This window comes from Peribacillus sp. NJ11, assembly GCF_030348405.1.
GTDB lineage: Bacteria > Bacillota > Bacilli > Bacillales > DSM-1321 > Peribacillus.
Window position 1 is genome coordinate 1,038,920 of record NZ_JAUCFO010000001.1, and the last position, 21,837, is coordinate 1,060,756.

At 41.2% G+C, this 21,837-nt stretch carries 20 protein-coding genes and 2 tRNA genes; 2 read left to right on the forward strand and 20 right to left on the reverse strand.

Annotation, left to right across the window (positions count from 1 at the left end):
- Window positions 1-116: 116 nt before the first annotated feature.
- The 5 genes from hpt to spoIIE form a co-directional block, all read right to left on the reverse strand.
- Window positions 117-656 carry a hypoxanthine phosphoribosyltransferase gene (gene hpt, locus QUF86_RS05100; protein ID WP_137018539.1) on the reverse strand — a complete coding sequence of 180 codons (540 nt, stop codon included), beginning with the start codon at window positions 654-656 and terminating at the stop codon, window positions 117-119.
- Window positions 657-687: 31 nt separating this feature from the next.
- The gene (tilS, locus tag QUF86_RS05105; protein WP_289333740.1) at window positions 688-2,082 is read right to left on the reverse strand and encodes a tRNA lysidine(34) synthetase TilS; all 1,395 of its coding nucleotides are present in this window, start codon (window positions 2,080-2,082) and stop codon (window positions 688-690) included.
- A 90-nt stretch (window positions 2,083-2,172) separates the two neighbouring features.
- Window positions 2,173-3,171: a protein kinase domain-containing protein gene (locus tag QUF86_RS05110; RefSeq protein WP_353957645.1), complete on the reverse strand. Its 999-nt coding sequence runs from the start codon at window positions 3,169-3,171 to the stop codon at window positions 2,173-2,175.
- Window positions 3,137-3,874 carry a VWA domain-containing protein gene (locus QUF86_RS05115; protein WP_353957646.1) on the reverse strand — a complete coding sequence of 246 codons (738 nt, stop codon included), beginning with the start codon at window positions 3,872-3,874 and terminating at the stop codon, window positions 3,137-3,139. The genes QUF86_RS05110 and QUF86_RS05115 overlap by 35 nt, the downstream gene beginning before the upstream one ends.
- Window positions 3,875-4,057: 183 nt before the next feature.
- Window positions 4,058-6,532 (reverse strand): stage II sporulation protein E, encoded by a 2,475-nt coding sequence (gene spoIIE / locus QUF86_RS05120; protein ID WP_289314078.1) that lies wholly within the window; start codon window positions 6,530-6,532, stop codon window positions 4,058-4,060.
- Between the two features lie 327 nt (window positions 6,533-6,859).
- Here spoIIE and QUF86_RS05125 point away from each other — a divergent pair.
- Window positions 6,860-6,933, forward strand: a tRNA-Met gene (locus QUF86_RS05125).
- A gap of 20 nt (window positions 6,934-6,953) precedes the next feature.
- Window positions 6,954-7,025 (forward strand) — tRNA-Glu (locus QUF86_RS05130).
- 198 nt (window positions 7,026-7,223) lie between these two features.
- On the opposite strand, the gene QUF86_RS05135 is transcribed toward QUF86_RS05130, so the two are convergent.
- The 15 genes from QUF86_RS05135 to ssuD form a co-directional block, all read right to left on the reverse strand.
- Window positions 7,224-7,679, reverse strand: coding sequence for a S1 domain-containing RNA-binding protein (locus tag QUF86_RS05135; protein ID WP_289314079.1), 456 nt, complete (start codon window positions 7,677-7,679; stop codon window positions 7,224-7,226).
- A gap of 80 nt (window positions 7,680-7,759) precedes the next feature.
- Window positions 7,760-8,146, reverse strand: coding sequence for an FtsB family cell division protein (locus QUF86_RS05140; protein WP_289314080.1), 387 nt, complete (start codon window positions 8,144-8,146; stop codon window positions 7,760-7,762).
- 13 nt (window positions 8,147-8,159) lie between these two features.
- On the reverse strand, window positions 8,160-8,792 hold the full coding sequence (gene yabQ, locus QUF86_RS05145; protein ID WP_289333741.1) for a spore cortex biosynthesis protein YabQ: 633 nt from the start codon (window positions 8,790-8,792) through the stop codon (window positions 8,160-8,162).
- A complete protein-coding gene (gene yabP, locus QUF86_RS05150; protein WP_289314082.1) occupies window positions 8,789-9,097 on the reverse strand; it encodes a sporulation protein YabP in 309 nt (102 codons plus the stop codon). The genes yabQ and yabP overlap by 4 nt, the downstream gene beginning before the upstream one ends.
- Window positions 9,098-9,173: 76 nt before the next feature.
- Window positions 9,174-9,437, reverse strand: coding sequence for an RNA-binding S4 domain-containing protein (locus tag QUF86_RS05155; protein WP_034316386.1), 264 nt, complete (start codon window positions 9,435-9,437; stop codon window positions 9,174-9,176).
- A 23-nt stretch (window positions 9,438-9,460) separates the two neighbouring features.
- Window positions 9,461-10,933, reverse strand: a complete 1,473-nt coding sequence (yabN, locus tag QUF86_RS05160; RefSeq protein WP_289333742.1) for a bifunctional methyltransferase/pyrophosphohydrolase YabN — start codon at window positions 10,931-10,933, stop codon at window positions 9,461-9,463.
- Complete coding sequence (locus QUF86_RS05165) at window positions 10,926-12,548, reverse strand: putative polysaccharide biosynthesis protein (protein WP_289333743.1); 1,623 nt, start codon at window positions 12,546-12,548, stop codon at window positions 10,926-10,928. The genes yabN and QUF86_RS05165 overlap by 8 nt, the downstream gene beginning before the upstream one ends.
- A gap of 213 nt (window positions 12,549-12,761) precedes the next feature.
- Window positions 12,762-13,298: a stage V sporulation protein T gene (gene spoVT / locus QUF86_RS05170; RefSeq protein ID WP_289314085.1), complete on the reverse strand. Its 537-nt coding sequence runs from the start codon at window positions 13,296-13,298 to the stop codon at window positions 12,762-12,764.
- Window positions 13,299-13,490: 192 nt separating this feature from the next.
- Entirely contained in the window at window positions 13,491-17,027 is a 3,537-nt protein-coding gene (gene mfd / locus QUF86_RS05175; RefSeq protein ID WP_289333744.1) for a transcription-repair coupling factor, read from the reverse strand.
- A 170-nt stretch (window positions 17,028-17,197) separates the two neighbouring features.
- Window positions 17,198-17,428, reverse strand: a complete 231-nt coding sequence (gene fin / locus QUF86_RS05180) for an anti-sigma-F factor Fin (protein WP_061440335.1) — start codon at window positions 17,426-17,428, stop codon at window positions 17,198-17,200.
- 103 nt (window positions 17,429-17,531) lie between these two features.
- Window positions 17,532-18,092 (reverse strand): aminoacyl-tRNA hydrolase, encoded by a 561-nt coding sequence (gene pth / locus QUF86_RS05185; RefSeq protein WP_289314087.1) that lies wholly within the window; start codon window positions 18,090-18,092, stop codon window positions 17,532-17,534.
- 260 nt (window positions 18,093-18,352) lie between these two features.
- The gene (locus tag QUF86_RS05190; RefSeq protein ID WP_289314088.1) at window positions 18,353-18,991 is read right to left on the reverse strand and encodes a 50S ribosomal protein L25/general stress protein Ctc; all 639 of its coding nucleotides are present in this window, start codon (window positions 18,989-18,991) and stop codon (window positions 18,353-18,355) included.
- 161 nt (window positions 18,992-19,152) lie between these two features.
- Window positions 19,153-19,905 (reverse strand): ATP-binding cassette domain-containing protein, encoded by a 753-nt coding sequence (locus tag QUF86_RS05195; protein WP_289333745.1) that lies wholly within the window; start codon window positions 19,903-19,905, stop codon window positions 19,153-19,155.
- A 13-nt stretch (window positions 19,906-19,918) separates the two neighbouring features.
- On the reverse strand, window positions 19,919-20,695 hold the full coding sequence (ssuC, locus tag QUF86_RS05200) for an aliphatic sulfonate ABC transporter permease SsuC (protein ID WP_289314090.1): 777 nt from the start codon (window positions 20,693-20,695) through the stop codon (window positions 19,919-19,921).
- A complete protein-coding gene (ssuD, locus tag QUF86_RS05205; protein WP_289333746.1) occupies window positions 20,667-21,836 on the reverse strand; it encodes an FMNH2-dependent alkanesulfonate monooxygenase in 1,170 nt (389 codons plus the stop codon). Before ssuD ends, ssuC begins: the two co-directional genes overlap by 29 nt.
- Between the last annotated feature and the right edge of the window lies 1 nt (window position 21,837).

Below are 21,837 nucleotides of genomic sequence, written 5' to 3' on the forward strand. Positions count from 1 at the left end.
CCTTACCTCCTCCCACGGGTAAACAAACTATAGTAAATACTATCATACAAAATTAATGAATTACAATAATTTAACACCGCTGTTTTTATCTGGTCTTCTCTTTCAAACAGGTACGATTAATTCGAGTAAATTTCAGGCTTCAATATGCCAATATACGGGAGATTACGATACTTTTCTGCAAAATCAAGACCGTATCCGACAACAAATGCATCCGGAACGATAAACCCAGCATAGTCCGGAGTGATATCCGCTTTCCTGCCTGTTGGTTTATCCAATAAGGTAACGATTTTAATTGATTTTGCTTTTCGATAACGGAAAAGTTCCGCAAGATAGCTAAGGGTTAAACCGCTGTCGATAATATCTTCGATGATTAAAATATCCCGGCCTTCTACAGATGTATCAAGATCTTTGATGATTTTCACTTCACCGGAAGATACAGTGGAGTTACCATAGCTTGAAACATCCATAAAGTCCATTTCAAGATGTGTATCCACCCGTTTCAGTAAATCTGACATAAATGGCATGGCGCCTTTCAGCACTCCGATGGCCAACGGGAACTTTCCTTGGTAATCAGCTTCAAGCTGCGCACCCAGTTCCCTGATTTTTTTTTGAAGTTCTTCCTCAGTTATTAAAACTTTTTCAATGTCGTTTTGCATGGTCATGTAATTAATTGCCCCCCATGAAGAATTAAGCTTTTTTATATTCTAAGTAGATTAAAGATTTTTCATCAGAAATTATATCCGGTTCAACATTCGATTTCTTTAAACCAGGAAGCCAAATGGCCGTTCCAGCTTGATCGATGATGACCGGCCACACATTTCTTTCTAGCATCGGGATCTTTTCATTAATAAAAATCTCCTTCAACTTTTTAGTTCCACCCAATCCCTTGACTGCCATCCGTTCGCCTTCATTCCTGGTTCGGACTGTAAGCGGGAACTGAACTGCAGATTCGGGAAGTATAAAAGAATTGTTTCCTCTAAGAGCCGGAATTTCTTCTTTTATATAGTGCGCTTTAATCTTATATCCATTCGGAAGAATAGTCTCACCGGGAATTTGTAATTTAAGGGAATATTTATGGCTTTTTTGCCGGAAAAATCTAAACGTGCAAGTTTGATATGATTTTTCAGCAATAAGGCCCTCCGGAAGATGCAATTCAGCAGATGGTTGAGGATTTAAAAACAAAACTAAAAGTTGGTCAATATGTAATGCCGAAAGCGATGAAGGTCTCTCCAAATAAAGATAGTTTAATATTAGTTGAATCGCCCTTCTTTGTAAAGGTTTAGGCATCGCGAGAACCTTATCAATCTGAATAACCGCTTGATCTTTATCCTGTTGTATCCAAACCTCGGACATTTTGCTTGAAACCAGGTTCTGAAAAAACTCTTCATCTTCATAAAGCTCTTCACTGAATCTTTGAAAATGCTCATGAACCCTTCTATTTTCTTTCTTTAAAAATGGAAGGACTTCATGTCTAAAACGATTTCTTACATAGACATCTTTTTCGTTACTCGGATCAAACCTTGGTTCAATATTATGAAGACCCGCATATTCGATAATTTGGCTTTTCGTGATTTCAAGAAAAGGCCTGATCAGGTGACCGGAATGAAAACGTCTCTTTATAGGAATACCTGCTCTTGCCTTACCTGTCGCCCCTCTTGTTAAACGCATGAGCATCGTTTCAATTTGATCATCTCCATGATGTCCCAGGACAAGGGTGGAGGCTTGATGCTTATCCATCATTTCTTCATAGAAAGCAAAACGTAACTTTCTTGACGTTATTTGGGAACTTTCCCCCGTCTGTTCCATCCTGGCAGGAACATCGATCCTTTTTCCTTCAAATGCGATGCCCCACCGTATACATATTTGCTCTACATATTTATAATCCTCATATGATTCTTCACCACGGAACATATGGTCAACACTTGCAACAATCATCTTGTAATGAAAAATAGATTGAATTTCCTTAAGGATATGGAGAAGCACCAACGAGTCCGGCCCCCCGGAAACGCCTATGAGCAACTTCGAGTTTTCCTGAATCAATTCGTTTCTATAAATGGTGTTCAGAACTTTTTTCTTTAACATACAATCTTCCTTCTTTATGACAGGCATTAGTTTATACGATTCAAACATGAAATGGTTTCAACTATTCCACGCATTCATCAATTAACTATATCATAACAACTGTTCATATATGTAAAGAACATAGAGCATCGATATTATGGCAACCAGCAAAAAAGTTTCAAAAAAACCTCCCCTTTTCTTATTGGAGTAGTTTTGGGACCTTCTAGCTTGCCTCGTTGAGGGTTGGATTGTTGATGGCTGACCTGTCGCTGCCTGACTCTGGCCCTTATTCTTCAAGTTATTTTGCTTACTTATCACAGTTATCAAATCCTCCCGCATTTGGAGGGCTGAATCATACTGCCCGTGGAGTGCTTTATCCAACATCTTTCTATATGGGTGCAATTCCTTTTTCTGCTTAATCAAGTCGTTAAGCTGTCTATACCCCTCCCCTTTCTTATGGAAACGTCCAGGATAGGCAGAATTGATTATAATCATCGCCACAGCGAACAAGTCATATTGCGGATCAGCCTTTCTTGATCCAAGTCCCCAGTACCCTCTATCAAAGAACTCGGTGAATTCTTTAACAGATCGCCCAATCAAGGTGGTTCCTCCTACATCCACGCACCGGACTTTATAGGCTGGTGAAGTCACTATCAAATTCTCAGGTTTTAAATCCCCGAACACCCAGCCGTTAGTATGCAAGGCAGACAAACTGGTTAAAAGCTGAAGCATCAAGACCCCAATCCACGATGACCCTTTCTTATCGATGAAACGCAAAAAATCGTGTCCATGGATATATTCCATGACATAAAAAGGGAGCTGCTTTCCTGTTTTCATGAAATCATCCGCTTCCAAAAAGGAAGGTCCAAGGGTAGACCCCTGGACCTTTGAAAAGGATTTTAGGATATTCATCTCCGAAATAATGGACGTCCCATTATCACTGAGCTTTAAAGCATAATGACGATTTTCTCTTTCAACCAAATAGACGATCCCGTTCGCTCCACACCCCAATTCCTTAATTATTTTGTACTGGTTCTTATTCCATTTTCCAGTGACCAAACTGTCAGGCAGGAGTTTACATTGATTCCTCAAAGTATTGTTCATCATCATGTGATAACAATCCCCTCAATGAACGTTTTTTATTGAAATATGTTAAAGCTTCACGAATGGCCGGACCTGTCGGAGTGAGTCCCCCAGTACTAAGCTTAGGAAAAGTTGCCGTCAAGGCTTCAAGGTTCGGGGTCCAATCCAGCAACTTTTCCACATCATTTCTTTTCCCAGGAAATACGAATACGGAAAAACGGCTGTCACCCATTCTTGCATTCATACTCAGGGAAAGATCCAATAAAGAATCTTTTACGGTAGGAAGTTTATGTTTCATGCTTGCACTGGTATCGACAAGAATCAGTACTTCGAGCTTGCTTGTTTCCCCAAGCTCATCAACCACCTCCATCACTTCCCCTCGTTTTTCCGGCGGAAGATCTTCCATCGTTCTTGAATCTCCAAGTATTTGTTGAAGTTCACGATTGATAACTCCCTGTATAGTTTGAGTCATTGCCTTTTGGGTCACCATTTGGACGGTTTGGGACAACTGCTGGGCATAGACTATTTGACTTACGCCACCTCCTGAACCAGCAATCTTCTCGATTTCCTTAAGTCCCTTTTCATCTATCACATCATTTTCCATAACACCTATGACATTGATGGTTATGCCTTCCTTCCTTGCTAACTCGGCCATGGCAGAAGGCTCCTCACCATGATTTGAACATCCGTCGGTTATAAGCAAAATCTGTCTTAATGTTCCTGCTTTCATGTTTTGCTCTCCCTTCCTTTCAATCTGTTACCATAATTGACTAAAAAGGGGGAATTTATACGCCAAAAACATACGCAATCAAGTCACATTCATGGCCTTGTGTTTATCTTTTTACCTTTTATCCGTCTTCCAATAAATCACCTCATTTATCGTTTTATTTATTTGATATATATAAACGGCCCCCTACTGGGCCTTTTTGCGTTTTGGAGAAACGGGAATCGATGCCCATTTCGGTGTATTATGTTTAATTTTGGATGTTACCACTGTCATATCATCATCTATGATCCCTTTTGTTCGGATGACCTCCTCCAATATTAAATCAGAAATTTCCTGCGGATCGTCTGTCTCCATTTCTTTTATTTTTCGTTTAAGCCAGAACTCAATATTTTCGACATGGGAGGGACCATCGAATACTCCATCGCTCATCATGATTAATATATCCCCTGCCTTCAGCTCTTCTGATACAACATCAACATCGAAATCCTGGATGATTCCCATAGGGAGGTTACTCGATTCAATTTTTATTATCCTATCCCCCCTTTTAATGAAACTCGGTATTGAACAGATTTTTAAAAACTTAGCCCTTGCGTCCTGAAGATCAATCATTGCCAAATCAAGAGTTGAAAAAATTTCATCGGTAGTGCGTAGAGATAATACGGAGTTTACGGATTTAATGGCTATTTTTTCTTCTATTCCCGATTGTAAAAATTTTTGAAGCAGCTTCAATGTCTCTGTACTCTCAAAATGGGCCCTTTCCCCATTTCCCATGCCATCACTAATGGCTATTGCGAATTTTCCGCAACCAATTTCCATGGTCGTATAACTATCTCCTGAAACAAGCCCTCCCCCCTTGGCAGCATGAGCCACACCCGTTTCGACCGTGAATTTTTTTGCTGACCTAAATATCACCTCACATTGCCCGTTTGGATACGTTGCACACTCTTCTGAATGAACGACTATCGTTTCCCCTAAAATGTCCGAAAGCATTGGTGCTATCAACTTTTCACATTCCCCTCTGCCCTGGCAGTATGGGACACTCATCTCTATATCAACATTTCCTTGTTCTAGACTGTATATTTCAACATAGCCTATATGCAGGCCAAAATCCTGGATGGCCTCCATAATTGATTCTTCATGTATATGATGATTCTTCCTTTCCCTTTGAATTTCTTTTGCAAAATCATCCATTACTGCAGAAACGCCCCGCAGCTGATCCGCAACCAGTTTCCGGCTTTCTTTCACCTGCCTTTTTAACTTTTGGTTTGCTTCAAAATAAGTAAGCTCCTGTGATATCGCCCCAATGACCTGAGGTCCGCGACTACAATATTTCCCCCATTCTTTCGAAGTCTTTTGGGGTAGTTGCCCATCATTTTCACTTAACTGAAGCATAATTTCCTGCATACCCTCATAAGTTGTATTAAAGTTCTTGGACCAGCATTGTTCCTTTTTAAAACAGAGCTGGCACGTCTTTTCCGTTACATTACTTAAGAAGTAGTCGAATTCTTTCTCATCTTCCTCCAATCTCCCCCTTTCATCCACTTGGGAAAAGCTATTTGAGAGCGCCTCGAATACATGTGAGAATTGCTCCACCCTTTGAGCGGTAACATCCCTCACTTTCCGGGCATACTGCTGCTGTTCATCGGAATTCTCGACGGTTCCCGGTATATGTTTCGCTATTTTGTTGATTATGGATGTCGGGGTTAATATAAATAAAGCCACCGCTACAAGTGATTCATAAAGGGTCACCATAATATTATTGGTGCCCTCACCATATAAACCTATCAGTGTCGTAGCGATTAAGAGGCCTGCTGCGACCCCTATCTTCCTTCCTTCCTTCAACAACCCGCCCAAAAGCCCGGAAAAAGCGAGAAGGCTCATTTGATAAAGACTTGCGATACTTGCCAAGCTGAATATCAATCCAGTAACTACACCTACAGTGGAGCCTATGGCGGCCCCTCCCGCCAGCCCGAAGAGGAGGACCAAGTATCGTGAGAATATATGGTCGAGTGATAAATCGTATATCATCCAGCCTATGGTTCCGGTCATCACCGAAGCCAGCAAGATGATGATACTGACGATTTCCTCCGTCTTTAATGATTGGGTTTTTGTCCGTACGGTTAGCAGCGGGATGGACTGTATGAAGATTAAGGTTAAGATCATGGCGAGTCCCGCCTCTACTCCTATCATCATCAGGTCGTACAGCTGAATCGTTCGAAATACCAGATATTGCTCGGCCAGGTTGACCAGGAATAGTGAAGCAAAGACGTACATCGACATCGTCTTGAATTGTCCTTCTACGGCGGGCCTCTTGATCTTATGAAATAACAGAAGCAGGAACGCCGATGCAAAGATGACTAAACTATTGGAATAGTGAACGGTCAGCCCACCTGCAATCAATCCGAATAATGCAAGTGGAGCCCTGTCACGCCTCATGAGAAAAACGGCTGCGAAAAACGGAAGTCCAAATGGTGCCAGCTGCGAAAGTATTAATGCCCGTCCTAATAAAAAACCGATAATGGCTAAAGAGATACCTTTCTTTATGAATATGTCTTCCGACTTCATTTGCAGTTGTTGGATCCAATTGATGGCTCCTGCCTTCGCTTCTTTTAACTGAACATCTCCAAGTGGTTCCATCATGGGTCTTTCTACTTTTTCCATTTCAACACCCCATTCGTATTAGTGATTTTTATTATATAGAGGGCTTGTTTATTTTTTTGTCAGAATTTTATAAGCTGATAAGAAAAACGTTCGACGAAATTCTTCTTGAACAATCATTTGTATACAGGTTTTTGTGCCTTTTTTTTCAATACAGAAACAGGTGTTCTTTTATTTTTGAAGAAAAGCAAAGTTTTTAGGTTATTTTTGCGGAAAATAACATGAATAAATAATCAGGAAATGGAAACCGACAAATTTTATTTTTTTTGTTGACATTTTTTCTTCACGAATGTAAGATATAACTTGTGCTTCAGTAGCACATACCATTTTGGCGGCGTAGCTCAGCTGGCTAGAGCGTACGGTTCATACCCGTGAGGTCGGGGGTTCGATCCCCTCTGCCGCTATCCTTTATTATTAAAATCATGGCCCGTTGGTCAAGCGGTTAAGACACCGCCCTTTCACGGCGGTAACACGGGTTCGAATCCCGTACGGGTCATCAAATACCAAAAGCGCCTCTGCACACTTATCCGAGTAAGTGTACAGAGGCGCTTTTTCTATTTATTGCCGTTGAATTCAATTCGATGAGTAAAACCTTATAAAATTAAAAGAAGACAAGCCGGCAAGCTTGCCTTTATCTACACTATGAATAATTTCACAGGAAAAGTTGCTAAACTATTATTTTTCAGCAGCAGTTTTATCCGCGTCTTCCTCCTCGACCTCCCCGTTTCGTTTCAGTGCTACGTTTAAGGGTCGTTAAGCGGTCTTCGCTATCTTTTAAGAATTTAGCCATTTTTTGCTCAAAGTTTTCCTTGGGTTGGAAACCATTACTTTTCGAGCGGAAGTCTTTGGAACGGCTGTCATTCCCTCTTCCTTGGCGCGGACGTGGTGTGTATGCAGGTTTTTGCTCACTTTCAGGTCGGTCTATCGCTTTTTTTATGGACAAGCCAATCTTGCCATCTTTCACATTGATGACTTTCACCTCAACCGTATCGCCCACTTTTAAATGATCATTGATATCTTTTACATAGTTATCAGCCACTTCACTGATATGGACAAGACCGGTTGAACCTTGAGGGAGCTCAACAAATGCACCAAAATTAGTTATGCCTGTTACTTTACCTTGTAACTTGCTGCCTACTTCGATTGACATAAAAAAAATGTTCCTCCTTAGAAATGTTAAAAAATCTCTTCACACTATATTATAACGAAAGTAAAAAAACAGTGTCAATATTAGTCACTATCTTCCTTCCCTTTTGGAAGGGTAAAAATGATTTCACCTTTTTCAGATAAGAAATAATCACGTCTGGCTATTTTCGCTATATAGTCGTCGTCATTTAGCTTCACGATTTCTTCTTTAAGAAGGGTCTCGTCTTTTTCCAATTTAGCTAACTTTCCCTTCAATTCTTCCTTCTGTTGAACTTTCCCATCCAGTGCAACATTTTGCGTTATCATGGTGGGAACAGCCAAAATCAAAAAGACAGCGGCGAAAACTGAGTATAGAGTTAATCTACGCATTAGACCACGCTTCTTTTTTTCTACGGTTTGCACTTTTTTCTCTTCTTGAGCGACGTAGGGATTTTCTATTTTTGCCACTTTCCTTTTACGAAGGCTACTCATTTTTTATCGCTCCTCATTTCTTTTTAGTTCTCCATCTTTTTAGCATTCTAATTATAGAATTCTTTATTTTCAATAAAATCCCTTTTCCTTTATTATAAAACTTCCCGACGTTTTTCGTAACAAAAACCGGCAATAAATTCCATATATGGGTCAGAATCCATTTTACTGGCCTCCAGAAAACATTTAATATAAAGAGAAGTATTTTCCCCGCCCATTTTAATAATGCTAAAACGAACTTTCCCATCCCGATGATGATGGCTATTAAAGATACTATTACCCATTTTATCGGAAGAAATATCAGCATGTGAACCGAATTCGTTATAAATCTCGCCAACTTTATCACCAGTATTATCAAAAACTCCAAAAACCGTTGATAGAAACCTTTGAAAAGTGCTTGATAAGCTGAAAAACCGCATAATAAGGCCAAAAATAAATAGAGGCGAAACTCCCCCTCATTCACTAAAAACAAAACATAAAAAATAAGGAGACCCTGAATGATCCAGAAAAGGAAGTCATGGATGAATACAATCCACCTTTTCCTTTCTGAACGCTTCAGAAACCGGCTATACGTATCTAGGGCAGCTCCAAAGCCACTGCCCATGCCTATCATCGCAAGCAACGTATAAAATTGGATCGTTAAGGTCATTTGAACAATTTGCCAAAGAAGCCTTTAGCTTTCTCCCCTGATTGCTCATCTAAATAAACAAGGTCGAAAATTTTTCCCTTAATGGAAACAATGCCTTTATCAACGTCCAAATTCTTCATTTGCAAGTTTTGACCCCTGATGGATAAGAACCCCATTACCGTTTCGAGCAGAAACTCTTCATTATCAAAGCTTTCCACTTGTTTGACACCGGTAATATCAAGTAAACGGCGGCCTTTCATCGTTACATCATGCTCTTGGATCGTTCCCTTTGTATAACTAGCATTCGGATCATTATATTGGCTCATTTTTTCATCCCTCACAGTACCACTGATTTTGTACAAGTGTATGTCAGTAAGAATGGAATTAGAACCAAGCCTGTCTTTACTCCTCCGCTAGCTTTTCTTCCTTTACGATGGTATACATGTCTGCAGCCGCTTCTTTTTTCGTCGTTTCTTGAATTTTATCGACTCGTACCGTAACCAGCTTTTGACCGAATCGGACAGTCAACTCATCACCATCTTTAACATTCGAACTTGCCTTTGCCTGTTGTCCGTTAATCGTGATTCTCCCTTTATCCGCGACTTCTTTCGCAAGCGTGCGGCGCTTGATCAATCTTGAAACTTTTAGGAATTTATCTAATCTCATCGACATTCAAATCTCTCCCTTAATTAAAGTCCTTTAGCTTTTGCCTCATCCCAATATGAATCCAGTTCTTCCAATGTATAGTCCTCAAACTTCTTGTCTGCCCTTTGAATGCACTCTTCTATATATGTAAAACGCTGGTGAAATTTCTGGTTTGCTTTGTAGACGGCTTCTTCTGCTTGTATGTCATAATAACGTGAAATGTTGACAAGCGCAAAAAAGAGGTCGCCCAGTTCCGATTTGATTCTTTCGACATCCCTGTTTGGGGTTAATACTTCCTCTTCTAATTCCTTCACCTCTTCCAAAACCTTTTTCCAGGCTTCGGAAACCTCATCCCAATCAAATCCAACCTTCGCAGCCCTTTTTTGGTACTCCTCGGCCCGAAGTAAGTTTGGCAGCGATTTTTCAATACCATCCAGTATGGAATGCATAGCTTTTGGTTCGCTCCCCTTTTCTTCTTCTTTGATTTTCTGCCAATTCACCAACACATCTTCCTCGCCATTCACTTCAACATTTCCGAATACATGAGGGTGGCGTCGAACCATTTTTGCCGTAATGCCTTCAATTACATCATCTATCGTGAACATGCCCTCATCTTCACCGATTTGTGAATGAAGCATCACCTGAAGCAGAACATCCCCCAGTTCACCAACCATGCCCTCATCGTCCTCTTGATCGATGGAATCAATAAGCTCGTATGCCTCTTCTATTAGATATTTCTTCAAGCTTTCATGAGTTTGTTTCTTATCCCAAGGACATCCTTCTGGACCTCTAAGTTCTGCGATGATTTGCCGCAGCTTGGAAAACTCCCGATACTGTAACGCTTCTGCTCTAACAGGCGGGACATAAACACTCGTCAAGTTACTTAACTCCATCTGACGGTCGAGTTCGAACAGGGCGCACTTTGTCACTTTTTCCTGACTGCTGCCTGCCGCTGTAACGATATATACCTCGTAGTCATCTGGAAGCTTTTCCATTAAAGTCAACTTCACATTCGATGCGCTGAATGCGTCATAAACCTGTCCGATTATCATATGCTGGGTAATGTGCAGATCATCGGGTGAAAGATCTGTACCATCCAACAACTGGAACCCTTCAATCGGATCGATTCTAACAGCCTGAAACAGGGGGTCAAGGAAACTTTGGCCGCCTTCCAGCTTAATGGCTATTCCAAGGGCCGGACCCTTTTCGAGCAAAAGCTGAACCGTTTTTTCCGCAACCATGGGATGCCCTGGAACCGCGTATAGAACGGAGCGGTTTAAGGCCTCTTGTAATAATGTTCCGGCTATTTCTTCATATACCGCTTCAAATTGGTCGTGCTTTTCATATATCTCGTCAAAAGCCGTGAAATTGACTCCTTCTTTTTTCAAGTCACCGATTACCGGATGATCCATCGTTCTGACGAAGCATTGTTCAGTTTGTGTCAATTTTTTGTAAATCCCTAGCGGTAACTGATCTAAATCCCCTGCACCAAGGCCTATTATAGTTATCTCATTCATGATTTCGTATACTCCTATTCGTTATTATAAATCGTTTAAGCTTTGAACCTGCAGGGATAAGTGAAAGTTCTTCTTCACCAAATAAGCCTGCACGAATGGCGGTCATCACAAAAACGGCTGCACCGATCCCCACACCGATCAGCGCTTGGATCGTAGCTAACATCCGGCTATCACCTGAAAACACCAATTGGAATATGGCATTGAATAAAACGACAACCGTACCCATGTAAACCGTACTCTTCAAGATTATTAACAGGTACTTCTTTTCAATTAATGTCTTTTTGATATGTACTCTCAAAACCGTATAAAATAATACAGTCATGATCATAAATGCAAGTACTGTTGCAGAGGCTGCTCCCGCAATTTTGTAATGGGGAACAAGAACAAGGTTCAAAGCCCACTTGCTGCCCACCCCCACAATCGTAATGATCACCGGTATAAACGAATAGCCTAAACTTTGAATCACTGCCGCTTTTGCCATTATGAGGGATGTGAATAAAATCGATAAGGAAAAAATCGCTAAAGTAATTGTCCCTTTGGAATTCGTGAACAGCATATGATTGACCGGCTTCATCGTCACTATCAGCCCAATCGCAGCAGCGATTCCAATCGTCGTACTTACACGCAGCGCCAATTTAATCTTATTGACTAATTCTTGTTCACTCCTCTTCTGAACGAATCCGGATATTACAGGTACAAGCGCCAAAGCAAAAGAATTAGCCACGACTGTCCCTAGCTGAAGCAAAGGCTGTCCACGGTCATATACCCCTTTCCACTCTTTAGCTTCCCTTTCCCCCATCCCCGTTTCCCTTAATAGAGAATACAGATGTAGTGAGTCGACAAACTGAAACAAGATAAGGATCAAGCCAGTTATGCAAAACGCCAATCCTTGGAAAACCAGGACTTTTGAAATTTTGATGAAATTTACCGGTTTGATTTTCACTTGTGAAAAAAGCTTCCATTCTGCTCTTAAAATAACGAAAGCAATAAGTAGGACAAGGCCGGTTATGCCGCCGGTAATCGAACCGAAGACGGCGCCCTTACCGACCACATAAGGAGAGTAGCCTAGATTCACGAATATCGTTGAAAGCACCAGTATCGTCAATACACGGATGCATTGTTCAGCGACCTGCGAACTTGCCGTGGGTAACATGTTGTTTATTCCTTGAAAATAGCCTCTTAAAACAGATGAAATCGGCATTAATAAGTAGGAATAGGCAATGATTCTCAGCAGACTGGCTAAATCCGGATCCTTCATCCATCCGGCAATCCAATCAGCGCCCAGGAACAGTGCTGCAAACATAATGATTCCTATCGAACTTAAGACGACGAATGATGTCACTAAAATGTCCTTGACCTCAAAATTATTTTTAGAAGACTCCCGTTCTGCGATCAGTTTGGATATGACAACCGGGAAGCCTAGTGTGGATAATGTAAAGGCTACACCGTAGAAGGGATATACCTGCTGATAGATATAAAACCCGATGTCACCCGCAATGTTCTGATAAGGTATGCGATAGGCCGCGCTCAAAACTTTTACGATAATCGCTGCTGCGCTCAGGATCAGCGCACCTCGCAAAAGTTCATTTGATGTTTTATAAGGCTTTTCAGCCATTCTTTTTCCCCTTTTCACTCATATGTGGTAGTTATTATAGCATAATTCAAGTGGTTATTTTTCAATTGCAACCACACTGTTAATTAATTTCCATGTTCATCTCAAAGAATTCTCTTCATTGCCCTTCCCAATCCGTTTAACCTTTAAGAAAGAGCAAAAAGGACAGCGATTGCTGCCCTTTCCACCTTTAAAAATATAATGGCATGTCCAAGCTTACTGTTCCATTTGTCTAGCTAGGAAACTTGCTGCTGTTTCAACCGATTTCTGTTCCACTTCACCAAGTGTACCTTCTTTTGAGAAAATCAGGACGGCACCAATCGGGTCGCCACTCGCAATGATTGGAGCTGCAGTATACGATTGGACTTCTTCATCATTTGAATCAACGAAAGAAATTTGTCCGTTCGGAGATTCCAAGACAGGATTTCTTTCTTCCATGATTTTTTCCACTAGTTCACTAACGCTTTTATTTAAGTATTCTTTTTTGGAGCCGCCTGCCACTGCAATGTAAGTATCCCTATCACAAATCATAACTGGATTTCCAAGGCTATCATAAAGTGCTTCTGCATATTCTCTTGCAAAATCGCCTAATTCACTAATAGGAGAGTATTTCTTTAAGATTACTTCTCCATCTCTATCCACAAAGATTTCCAAAGGATCCCCTTCACGAATACGGAGGGTCCTTCGAATTTCTTTCGGGATGACGACTCTTCCTAAATCATCAATTCGGCGAACGATACCAGTTGCTTTCATCTAATGTTGCCTCACTTTCATCTAATTGATTTGATAAATCCTCTTTTTGTAGCATTATAATCATCACCAGCTATTGTACTTAGTATTTTTCTAATGGTAAGTTCTATGCACTTTGAAAAAATTTTTCTTTTTGTTGCATTTTTTTACCATGGTATCTTAAAAACAATTTCTTCAAGAGGACTATCATTCACTTCAGTTTTTTGTGGCTTGAGTCTCTTTTTTTACATGCTGTAAACCCTTGGCCATCTCAAATAGTATGTTAAGCCATTTGCTTTGTTCTACACCTTTTATGTGCAGGACTAGCTTCATTCGATTTCCATCCATGCCGAAGCCGACCATACGGCCATACTTTGACCCCAGCTCAAACACTTTTTGTCCATCCACATCGCTGCTTACCTTTTCCCTGAGGAGAATGCTGATTTCCTGCTTCAATTGTTTAATGCTTTCAATTCCAGCCTTTTCAGCATATACCTTCATTTCGGCAATCATGAATAAATAGGCTACTTCTTCTGGATACTCTCCGAAACGATCGAGCATTTCATCTTGTAATTCTTCCACTTCTTCAAGAGAAGTAATGCCCCTGAACCTTTTATACATTTCTATTTTCTGATGTCCATCCATTATGTAGGCATCAGGGATATAAGCATCCACTTCAACGTCAATTTCAAGGGTGTTCTTTTCTTCGGTTGGCTGGTCATTACGTTTCGCGTCCACTGCTTCTTTCAACATTTGTGAGTACAAATCAAAACCAACTGAATCGATGAAGCCATGTTGTTGAGCCCCTAGAATATTTCCAGCTCCCCTGATGGATAAATCACGCATCGCGATTTTGAATCCTGAACCCAACTCTGTAAATTCCTTAATGGATTGAAGACGTTTTTCCGCCACTTCCGTCAACACTTTATCTTTCCTATAAGTAAAGAATGCATATGCAACCCGATTGGATCGCCCTACACGGCCACGTAGCTGATAGAGCTGTGAAAGTCCCATTCTATCTGCTTCATTCACTATAAGCGTATTGACATTCGGGATATCAACACCCGTTTCTATAATGGTTGTACTTACCAAAACATCATATTCGCCTTCCAAAAAGCCGAACATAACCGCTTCCAGTTCTTGCTCCGACATTTGCCCATGAGCAAAGGTGACTCGGGCATCGGGTACCAACATGGAAATTTCTTCTGCTTTTCTTGCTATATCCTCTACCCGATTGTATAGGAAATAAACCTGGCCATCCCTGGCCAATTCCCGTTCTATCGCTTCCGTTACCAACGAGCCATTATACTCCATGACATATGTTTGGATCGGGAACCGATTCTCAGGCGGTGTTTCGATAACGGACAAATCCCTCACGCCCAACATGGACATATGAAGGGTCCTCGGAATCGGTGTCGCAGTCAAAGTCAGTACATCCACATTTGTTTTTAAGCGTTTGATCTTCTCCTTATGTGTAACGCCAAAACGCTGTTCTTCATCAATGATAAGCAAACCCAAATCGCGATACACTATATCTTTGGATAAAATCCTGTGCGTGCCAACCACAATATCCACCGTGCCTGCCTTCAATCCTTTAATCGTTTCCGTTTGCTGTTTTTTTGTCCGGAAACGGCTCATAAGACCAATCGAAATGGGATAATCCTGAAAACGTTCCCTTAGTGTTTCAAAATGCTGCTGGGCGAGGATGGTGGTCGGAACAAGAAATGCAACTTGCTTGCCATCCATAATGGCTTTAAAAGCGGCACGGATGGCTACTTCCGTCTTCCCATATCCGACATCGCCACATAATAAACGATCCATCGGCCGTTCCCGTTCCATATCCTTTTTGATTTCGACTATAGAACGTAATTGATCCTCCGTTTCGTTATAAGCGAATGATGTTTCGAAATCTCTCTGCATATCACCATCAGGTGAAAAGGCATAGCCCTTGGCCGCTTCCCTTTCTGCGTATAGCTTGATTAAATCATCAGCAATGTTCTCAACGGATGATTGAACTTTACTTTTGACACGTTTCCATTCCGTTCCACCTAGCTTATAAAGCTTCGGTTCTTTCCCTTCAGAACCGACATATTTTTGCACAAGATCTATTTGGTCGACAGGAACATACAATTTGTCATCCGCTTGATAACGAATATGTAGGTAATCTTTATGGACCCCATTTATCGTAAGGGTTTCAATTCCCAAATATTTACCGATACCATGGTTAACATGAACGACATAGTCACCGATCTTCAGTTCGGAATAACTCTTGATTCGCTCCGCATTCGATAGTTTCTGTCTCCGTATCGATTTCTTTGATTTCTTATTAAACAATTCCGTTTCCGTAATGATACTGAATTTCTGCATGGGTAATTCAAAGCCGCTGTTAAGGCTGCCTCGTAAAATCTGTACTTTACCTGGAAGAATGCTGTTCGCATCAAACAGTTCTGTGGCCTCTATATCATAATCGGCTAAAACCGAATGCAGCTTTTTTACCCGTTCTTCATCCTGTCCAAGTATGACGACTGTATATTTCCCTTTTTTCCAACGTTCCAGTTCAGCTTTGAACACATTCATCTGTCCATGGAAATTTTGCATTTGTTTACTGGCAAAATTCAGGATATTCTGAGGATTCGTATGCGGTACATGCCGTAAAAACAATGAAAGATATACAAACGGCCTGCTGGATTTCATTATTAATTCCTGCATGGGATGAGCCAATTTTATGTCATGGATAATCTGTCCCTGACTTAAAAGGTCAGTGTACCAACCAGCCTCTTCCTTTTCCAATGAATCATTGATTTCCTGGATTCTACTGATCTCATCTAAGAAAACCAAACCGTTTACAGGTAAATAATCTATTAAACTAGCTGGATCTTCATAAGCCAAACTTAAGTATTTAAAGATTTGGTCGGGTTTATTTCCCATTTTCAGCTGTTCTAGTTCATAGCTGATCGTTTGAACCAGTTGTTCCTTTGTTTTCTCATCTTTAAGTTTCTTCAAGCTTTTACTTAATCCGCTCTCAAGCCTTGTTATGATTCTTTCGATATGCTCTGTCTCTAGCAAGGCCTCACTGACGGGACCAATCATCACTTTCTTGAGTTTCTCGATGGATCGCTGATCTTCGCTTGAAAAAGTCCTTATTGAATCTATTTCGGTATCGAATAACTCTATTCGTATTGGATTAGGTTCCGTGATCGGATAAATATCGATTATACCGCCACGGATACTGAATTCACCTGGTGAAGCAACCATTTCAGACCGGTTATAACCCATAGCAATGAATTTATTAAGTGTTGGTTCGAGCTCGATGTCTTCCCCTAAATTAAACGTAAGCTGATGCCTCTTCCAAATATCCTTAGAAGGAAGCACACGACGGACCCCGGGAATCGGCGCAATGACAATCCCTTTCTTTCCCTCCGCCCAAAAGTTCAATGCTTCTACACGTTGGGCCCTTAATTCCGGACTGGCCACACTCAAATCGGCCGCAATCAATTCATTGGCGGGATATATATATAATTCTTCCTCGGGAATGAAACTGGATAAATCCTCATGGAATTTTTGTGCTTGCAATAAATTATGGGTAACTAATAAAATCGGCCTATTCGTCTTTTCATATACGGAAGCCAGCAATAGTGATCTCGAGGAACCTGTCAGACCAGAGACTATTTGTTCCTTAAGTCCTTCATCAATGCCGGCGATTAACGAATGAACATCATCTTGTTTGGAGAACAAGTTTTGCAATCCATTCATTTTCTTCCCCCCCTCTCTTTAACGTGCGAAAACCATTTGTAATCCTTTTATTTAAACTTGGCCAATTTAACCAAGCGTCCTCTTTATTAACGGCAATTTTTCATTTTATGTGCCTTTGTAAACCAGACAAACGGAAAAATGCTTTGGATTTTGTCCAAAGCCCTCTCCCGCTAATGAATAATATAATCGTTTTCATATAATTCAGGGTTCCTTTGCAGCGATTCATGACAATCTTCACATATCGCCCTTACATGCATATCCCCTTCAGAATCATAAACGATCATCTCTTGTCGCTCTTCATCGGTAAGTTGATTAAAACCTAACTGCTCCGTACTCAGTGAGTGTGCCTCGATTGAGCCCAGCTTAGTTCCGCAATGTCGGCATCGATAATGGAGAGCCATTTCGTAACCCCCTATTTTTGTAATAGTGTTAGTATGTACAATTAGAGGGGATTTATTCAGCGAAACAGGAAGATATTATTCTTTACTTATATCTACTCTTTGCTTATTGGTTATATTCGTTCATGACCTGTATAAATGGTTTTTCCATCCAAGCTTCACAAGAAGCCGCGCTTTTTTCGATCGTTGCCCCTACATGATCCCATTCTTCAGGCGAAAAACGTCCTAATACATAATCAGGTACTGGAATACGGCCAATCGGGCGGCCAATGCCTATTCTGATGCGATTGAATTCTTGCGTACCCAAATGGGCAATTGAAGATTTTATCCCATTATGACCGCCTGCACTTCCTTTTTGACGAAGGCGAAGCTTCCCTGGAGGCAAATCAAGGTCATCATATATAATGACCACATCCGCGATATCCACCTTAAAGAAATGCATGACAGCCGAAATGGATTCTCCTGATAAATTCATGTAAGTTAAGGGTTTAAGCAATAAAACTTTTTCTCCCTTTACCATTCCTACACCATAGATACCCTTGTGTTTTGCTTGATCAAGTGGAATTGACCATTTTCTGGATAACTCATCTATTACTTCAAAGCCGACGTTATGCCGAGTTTTTTCATATTGTTTACCTGGGTTCCCTAACCCTACAATAATTTTCATGATTCACACTCCGTCATTACGGTTATTTAGGGAGTTACGTTGGGACGAAGTTTTTCCAAGCTTATTGACCTTAGAAAAATAGTACCCTAATTTCAAGCTGGCCTGCAAGCGACCGGAGAACTAATTAGAAAAAAACCCTAATTAAAGGAATCAGTTCCGGAAAATGGACCTGTTTAAATTGACGCATCCAGAGATTGAAAAGACGTAACTCATTAAGAGCTACGCCTATTATATCACGATTCACTTGTTTAATCCCTGCATCATGACTCTGGTGATGCCTTGGTTTCCCTGCCCTCTTCATTTTCAGGGATACCGCCATCTTGCTGTTCACCTGTACTTATTTCCTCTTCCTGACGAGGAGCCAAAACAGATGCAACTACTTCCTCACCATCGTTGTCGATTGTAACTTGCTTATTCGTTTGGATATCAGATATGTAGATTGTATCCCCTACCTGAAGTTCGGTAACGTCAACATCGATGGAGTCAGGAATGTCATTTGGTTTAGCCGTAACCGTCACTTCATGAAGAGACTGCTGAAGGACCCCACCGTCTTTCACGCCTTTACAAACTCCGACAAGGTTAATGCGAACTTGTGCCTGTAATTGAGCGGACATATCTACAATTAAAAAGTCTGCATGATAAATGGAGTTCTTTATAGGATCCTTTTGATAGTCAGAGAGCATGACTTTATAACTCGTTCCTTCCAAGTCCAAAGAAATGATACCATTACGGCCTATTTCCTTGATTGTCTTTTGAAGCTCAATATTATTGACTGAAATGGCTGTACTGTCATTTTTATTGCCATATACTATCGCTGGGATTTCCCCGCTTTCCCTCAAATTCCTTAAATTAGAGTGTTTTGAATCCGTACGTTCTTTTGCAGCTAATATATTACTCATACATCCTCCGCCTTCCTAAATATGAATTACAAGTCTCTCTATATTTAACATTTCCCTAAATGGCGAATCATTAAACATGGAAGGTAAAATCCGAAGGCTGCCACAAGAGGCTAAACATATGGTAAACATAGGAATTCACCGTAAAATCTTTTTTCTTGAATTTAAGCGTGAATCGCTTTGTTTTCCCTTTCCCCCTCAACTTGCATGACTCGGTTAAGGATTTGGGCTGCTAGTGAGGAATATTGAATGCTATCCTTTTTCCGTGGTCTCGGCAGATTGATTTCCTTATTCATTGCGACTTTGCCTTCTTCAATTAATATGACACGGTCGGCAAGCAGTACCGCTTCTTCAACATCATGTGTAACAAGTATGGCAGTAAAATTCCTTTTCCTCCATAATTCTTCAATCAGCCTTTGCATGCCAATTCTTGTCAAAGCATCCAATGCCCCTAACGGCTCATCCAAGAGGAGAATGTCAGGTTGGTTCACCAATGCCCTCGCTAAGGCTATCCTTTGCTTCTGCCCACCAGATAAAACGGACGGCCAATCATTTGCTCGATCTGCAAGGCCCACTTGTTCCAGTAATTCCATAGCGTTTGACTTCCAATCCCCTTTTAAGCCGACACCAATATTTTGAAGGATTCTTTTCCAAGGAAAAAGCCTTCCATCCTGAAACATCGTACGTGACGATTTATTCAATCCATTCAATGGTCTTCCATTCACCAGTATCTTCCCGCCCGTCGGCTTTTCCAGTCCTGCCACAAGGCGCAGCAAGGTGCTCTTTCCACATCCACTCTTACCGACAATGGCTACGAATTCCCCTTTTTTAAAAGTGAGATCCATTCCCTTTAAAACTTCAAACTCCCCAAAACCCTTTCTTACGCCCTGCAATTCCAACGAATTTCCATTTATCATATTAATGACCTCCTCATTGGTATGATGGATGCCACTTTAAGCATCTTTTTTCAATTAATTTGGCCGCAACGTCCGATATTTTTCCTAATAATGCATATAAGAGAATACTGAGAACAACAATATCCATCCTCATGAATTCCCGGGCATTCATAGCCATATATCCTATTCCGGAATTAGCGGATATTGTTTCTGCGACAATTAATGTGACCCACATGATTCCAAGGGAGAAGCGGATACCCACCAAAATGGATGGAAAGGCTGCAGGGAGGATCACATTCCAGAATAAAGAAAGACCACTTAACCCATAAACCCTTGCCGCTTCAATTAAATCCTTATCCACCGATTTCACTCCATGAAATGTATTTAAATAGATGGGAAATAGAACCCCTAAAGCGACAAGGAAAATTTTCGCTTCTTCTTCTATACCAAACCATAGGATCACCAGTGGTATTAAAGCTAAATGCGGAATGTTACGCAACATCTGAAGCGATGTATCGAATAGGCTTTCAGCAATGGATGATAACCCATTTAACAACCCTAGTACAAAACCAATAATCCCGCCGATTAAAAAGCCGATGAAGGCCCGCTGAGCACTGATGCCGATATAATCTATAAGTTCCCCTGTTTTCAATAAAGTGACGCCAGCTTGAAAGACTTCAGTCGGGGCAGGCAATATCCGTTCCGACAGAATCCCCCACAAAGAAAGGAGCTGCCAAGTTACCAATAGCAGAATGGGCACAAGCCATGATATGAGGTGGAACCTATTGAACTTTTTGTTTAACTTCTGCATCTTCAATTTCACTTCCTTTTGTAGGGTAGTGGTCATTCGCCAGTATTTCCCCGAACGGACTCGTCGCTTTCGAAACGGGAACTTGCAGCTGTTCGACAGGGAGTAAAGGGAATAATAATTCCGCAACACGGTACGCTTCTTCCAGGTGAGGGTACCCAGATAAAACGAAGGATTCTATTCCGATTTCTTCATATTCCTTCATTCTGGCGGCAACATTTTCTGCACTTCCGACTAGTGCTGTACCGGCACCCCCGCGCACAAGACCTACACCCGCCCATAAGTTTGGACTAATTTCGAGTGAATCCCTGTTTCCATTATGAAGTTGCGACATCCGCTTCTGGCCCACCGAATCAAATCGCCCAAAAATCTTTTGTGAATTTTCAATCATTTCATCATCCACATATTTAATGAGTTCCTCCGCTGCCTGCCAAGCTTCTTCTTCCGTTTCTCTTACAATGACATGCATGCGAATGCCGAATCTGACTTCACGCCCATACTCTGCTGCTTTTTTACGTACCTTTTCAATTTTTTCAGCCACTTGCACCGGCGGCTCACCCCAGGTCAAGTACACATCAATATGCTTTCCTGATATATCGATGGCTGGATCGGATGAACCTCCGAAATATAGCGGTGGGTACGGTTTTTGTACAGGTGGCAACAGAATATTTCCACCTTCAACCTTTAAGTGCTCCCCTTCAAAGTCCACTCTCTCACCGGATATTTCCTTTCTCCAGATATCGAGAAATTCATCTGTTTGCTCATAGCGTTCCTTATGATTTAGAAACACGCCATCACCTGCCAATTCAACTGGGTCACCCCCAGTTACTACATTGATCAAGAGACGGCCATTCGACAACCTGTCGAAGCTTGAAGCCATACGCGCAGCTAAGGTTGGCGACATTAAACCTGGACGAATCGCAACTAAAAATTTCATTCTTTCCGTTGCGGAAATCAATGAAGAACCCACCACCCAAGCGTCCTCACAAGACCGACCTGTTGGAAGCAAAGCCCCTTCAAAACCTAAATGATCGACTGCCTGTGCTATTTGTTTTAAATAAGGGAGTGTAATCGCCCTCCCTCCCTTTGTCGATCCTAAATAGCGACTTTCTCCATGTGATGGCAAAAACCAAAATACTTTCATT

Coding starts and splice junctions, on each gene's coding strand:
- hpt (WP_137018539.1), bottom strand. CDS start 656: ATGCAAAACGACATTGAAAAAGTTTTAATAACTGAGGAAGAACTTCAA.
- tilS (WP_289333740.1), bottom strand. CDS start 2,082: ATGTTAAAGAAAAAAGTTCTGAACACCATTTATAGAAACGAATTGATT.
- QUF86_RS05110 (WP_353957645.1), bottom strand. CDS start 3,171: ATGATGATGAACAATACTTTGAGGAATCAATGTAAACTCCTGCCTGAC.
- QUF86_RS05115 (WP_353957646.1), bottom strand. CDS start 3,874: ATGAAAGCAGGAACATTAAGACAGATTTTGCTTATAACCGACGGATGT.
- spoIIE (WP_289314078.1), bottom strand. CDS start 6,532: ATGGAAAAAGTAGAAAGACCCATGATGGAACCACTTGGAGATGTTCAG.
- QUF86_RS05135 (WP_289314079.1), bottom strand. CDS start 7,679: ATGTCAATCGAAGTAGGCAGCAAGTTACAAGGTAAAGTAACAGGCATA.
- QUF86_RS05140 (WP_289314080.1), bottom strand. CDS start 8,146: ATGAGTAGCCTTCGTAAAAGGAAAGTGGCAAAAATAGAAAATCCCTAC.
- yabQ (WP_289333741.1), bottom strand. CDS start 8,792: ATGACCTTAACGATCCAATTTTATACGTTGCTTGCGATGATAGGCATG.
- yabP (WP_289314082.1), bottom strand. CDS start 9,097: ATGAGCCAATATAATGATCCGAATGCTAGTTATACAAAGGGAACGATC.
- QUF86_RS05155 (WP_034316386.1), bottom strand. CDS start 9,437: ATGAGATTAGATAAATTCCTAAAAGTTTCAAGATTGATCAAGCGCCGC.
- yabN (WP_289333742.1), bottom strand. CDS start 10,933: ATGAATGAGATAACTATAATAGGCCTTGGTGCAGGGGATTTAGATCAG.
- QUF86_RS05165 (WP_289333743.1), bottom strand. CDS start 12,548: ATGGCTGAAAAGCCTTATAAAACATCAAATGAACTTTTGCGAGGTGCG.
- spoVT (WP_289314085.1), bottom strand. CDS start 13,298: ATGAAAGCAACTGGTATCGTTCGCCGAATTGATGATTTAGGAAGAGTC.
- mfd (WP_289333744.1), bottom strand. CDS start 17,027: ATGAATGGATTGCAAAACTTGTTCTCCAAACAAGATGATGTTCATTCG.
- fin (WP_061440335.1), bottom strand. CDS start 17,428: ATGGCTCTCCATTATCGATGCCGACATTGCGGAACTAAGCTGGGCTCA.
- pth (WP_289314087.1), bottom strand. CDS start 18,092: ATGAAAATTATTGTAGGGTTAGGGAACCCAGGTAAACAATATGAAAAA.
- QUF86_RS05190 (WP_289314088.1), bottom strand. CDS start 18,991: ATGAGTAATATATTAGCTGCAAAAGAACGTACGGATTCAAAACACTCT.
- QUF86_RS05195 (WP_289333745.1), bottom strand. CDS start 19,905: ATGATAAATGGAAATTCGTTGGAATTGCAGGGCGTAAGAAAGGGTTTT.
- ssuC (WP_289314090.1), bottom strand. CDS start 20,695: ATGCAGAAGTTAAACAAAAAGTTCAATAGGTTCCACCTCATATCATGG.
- ssuD (WP_289333746.1), bottom strand. CDS start 21,836: ATGAAAGTATTTTGGTTTTTGCCATCACATGGAGAAAGTCGCTATTTA.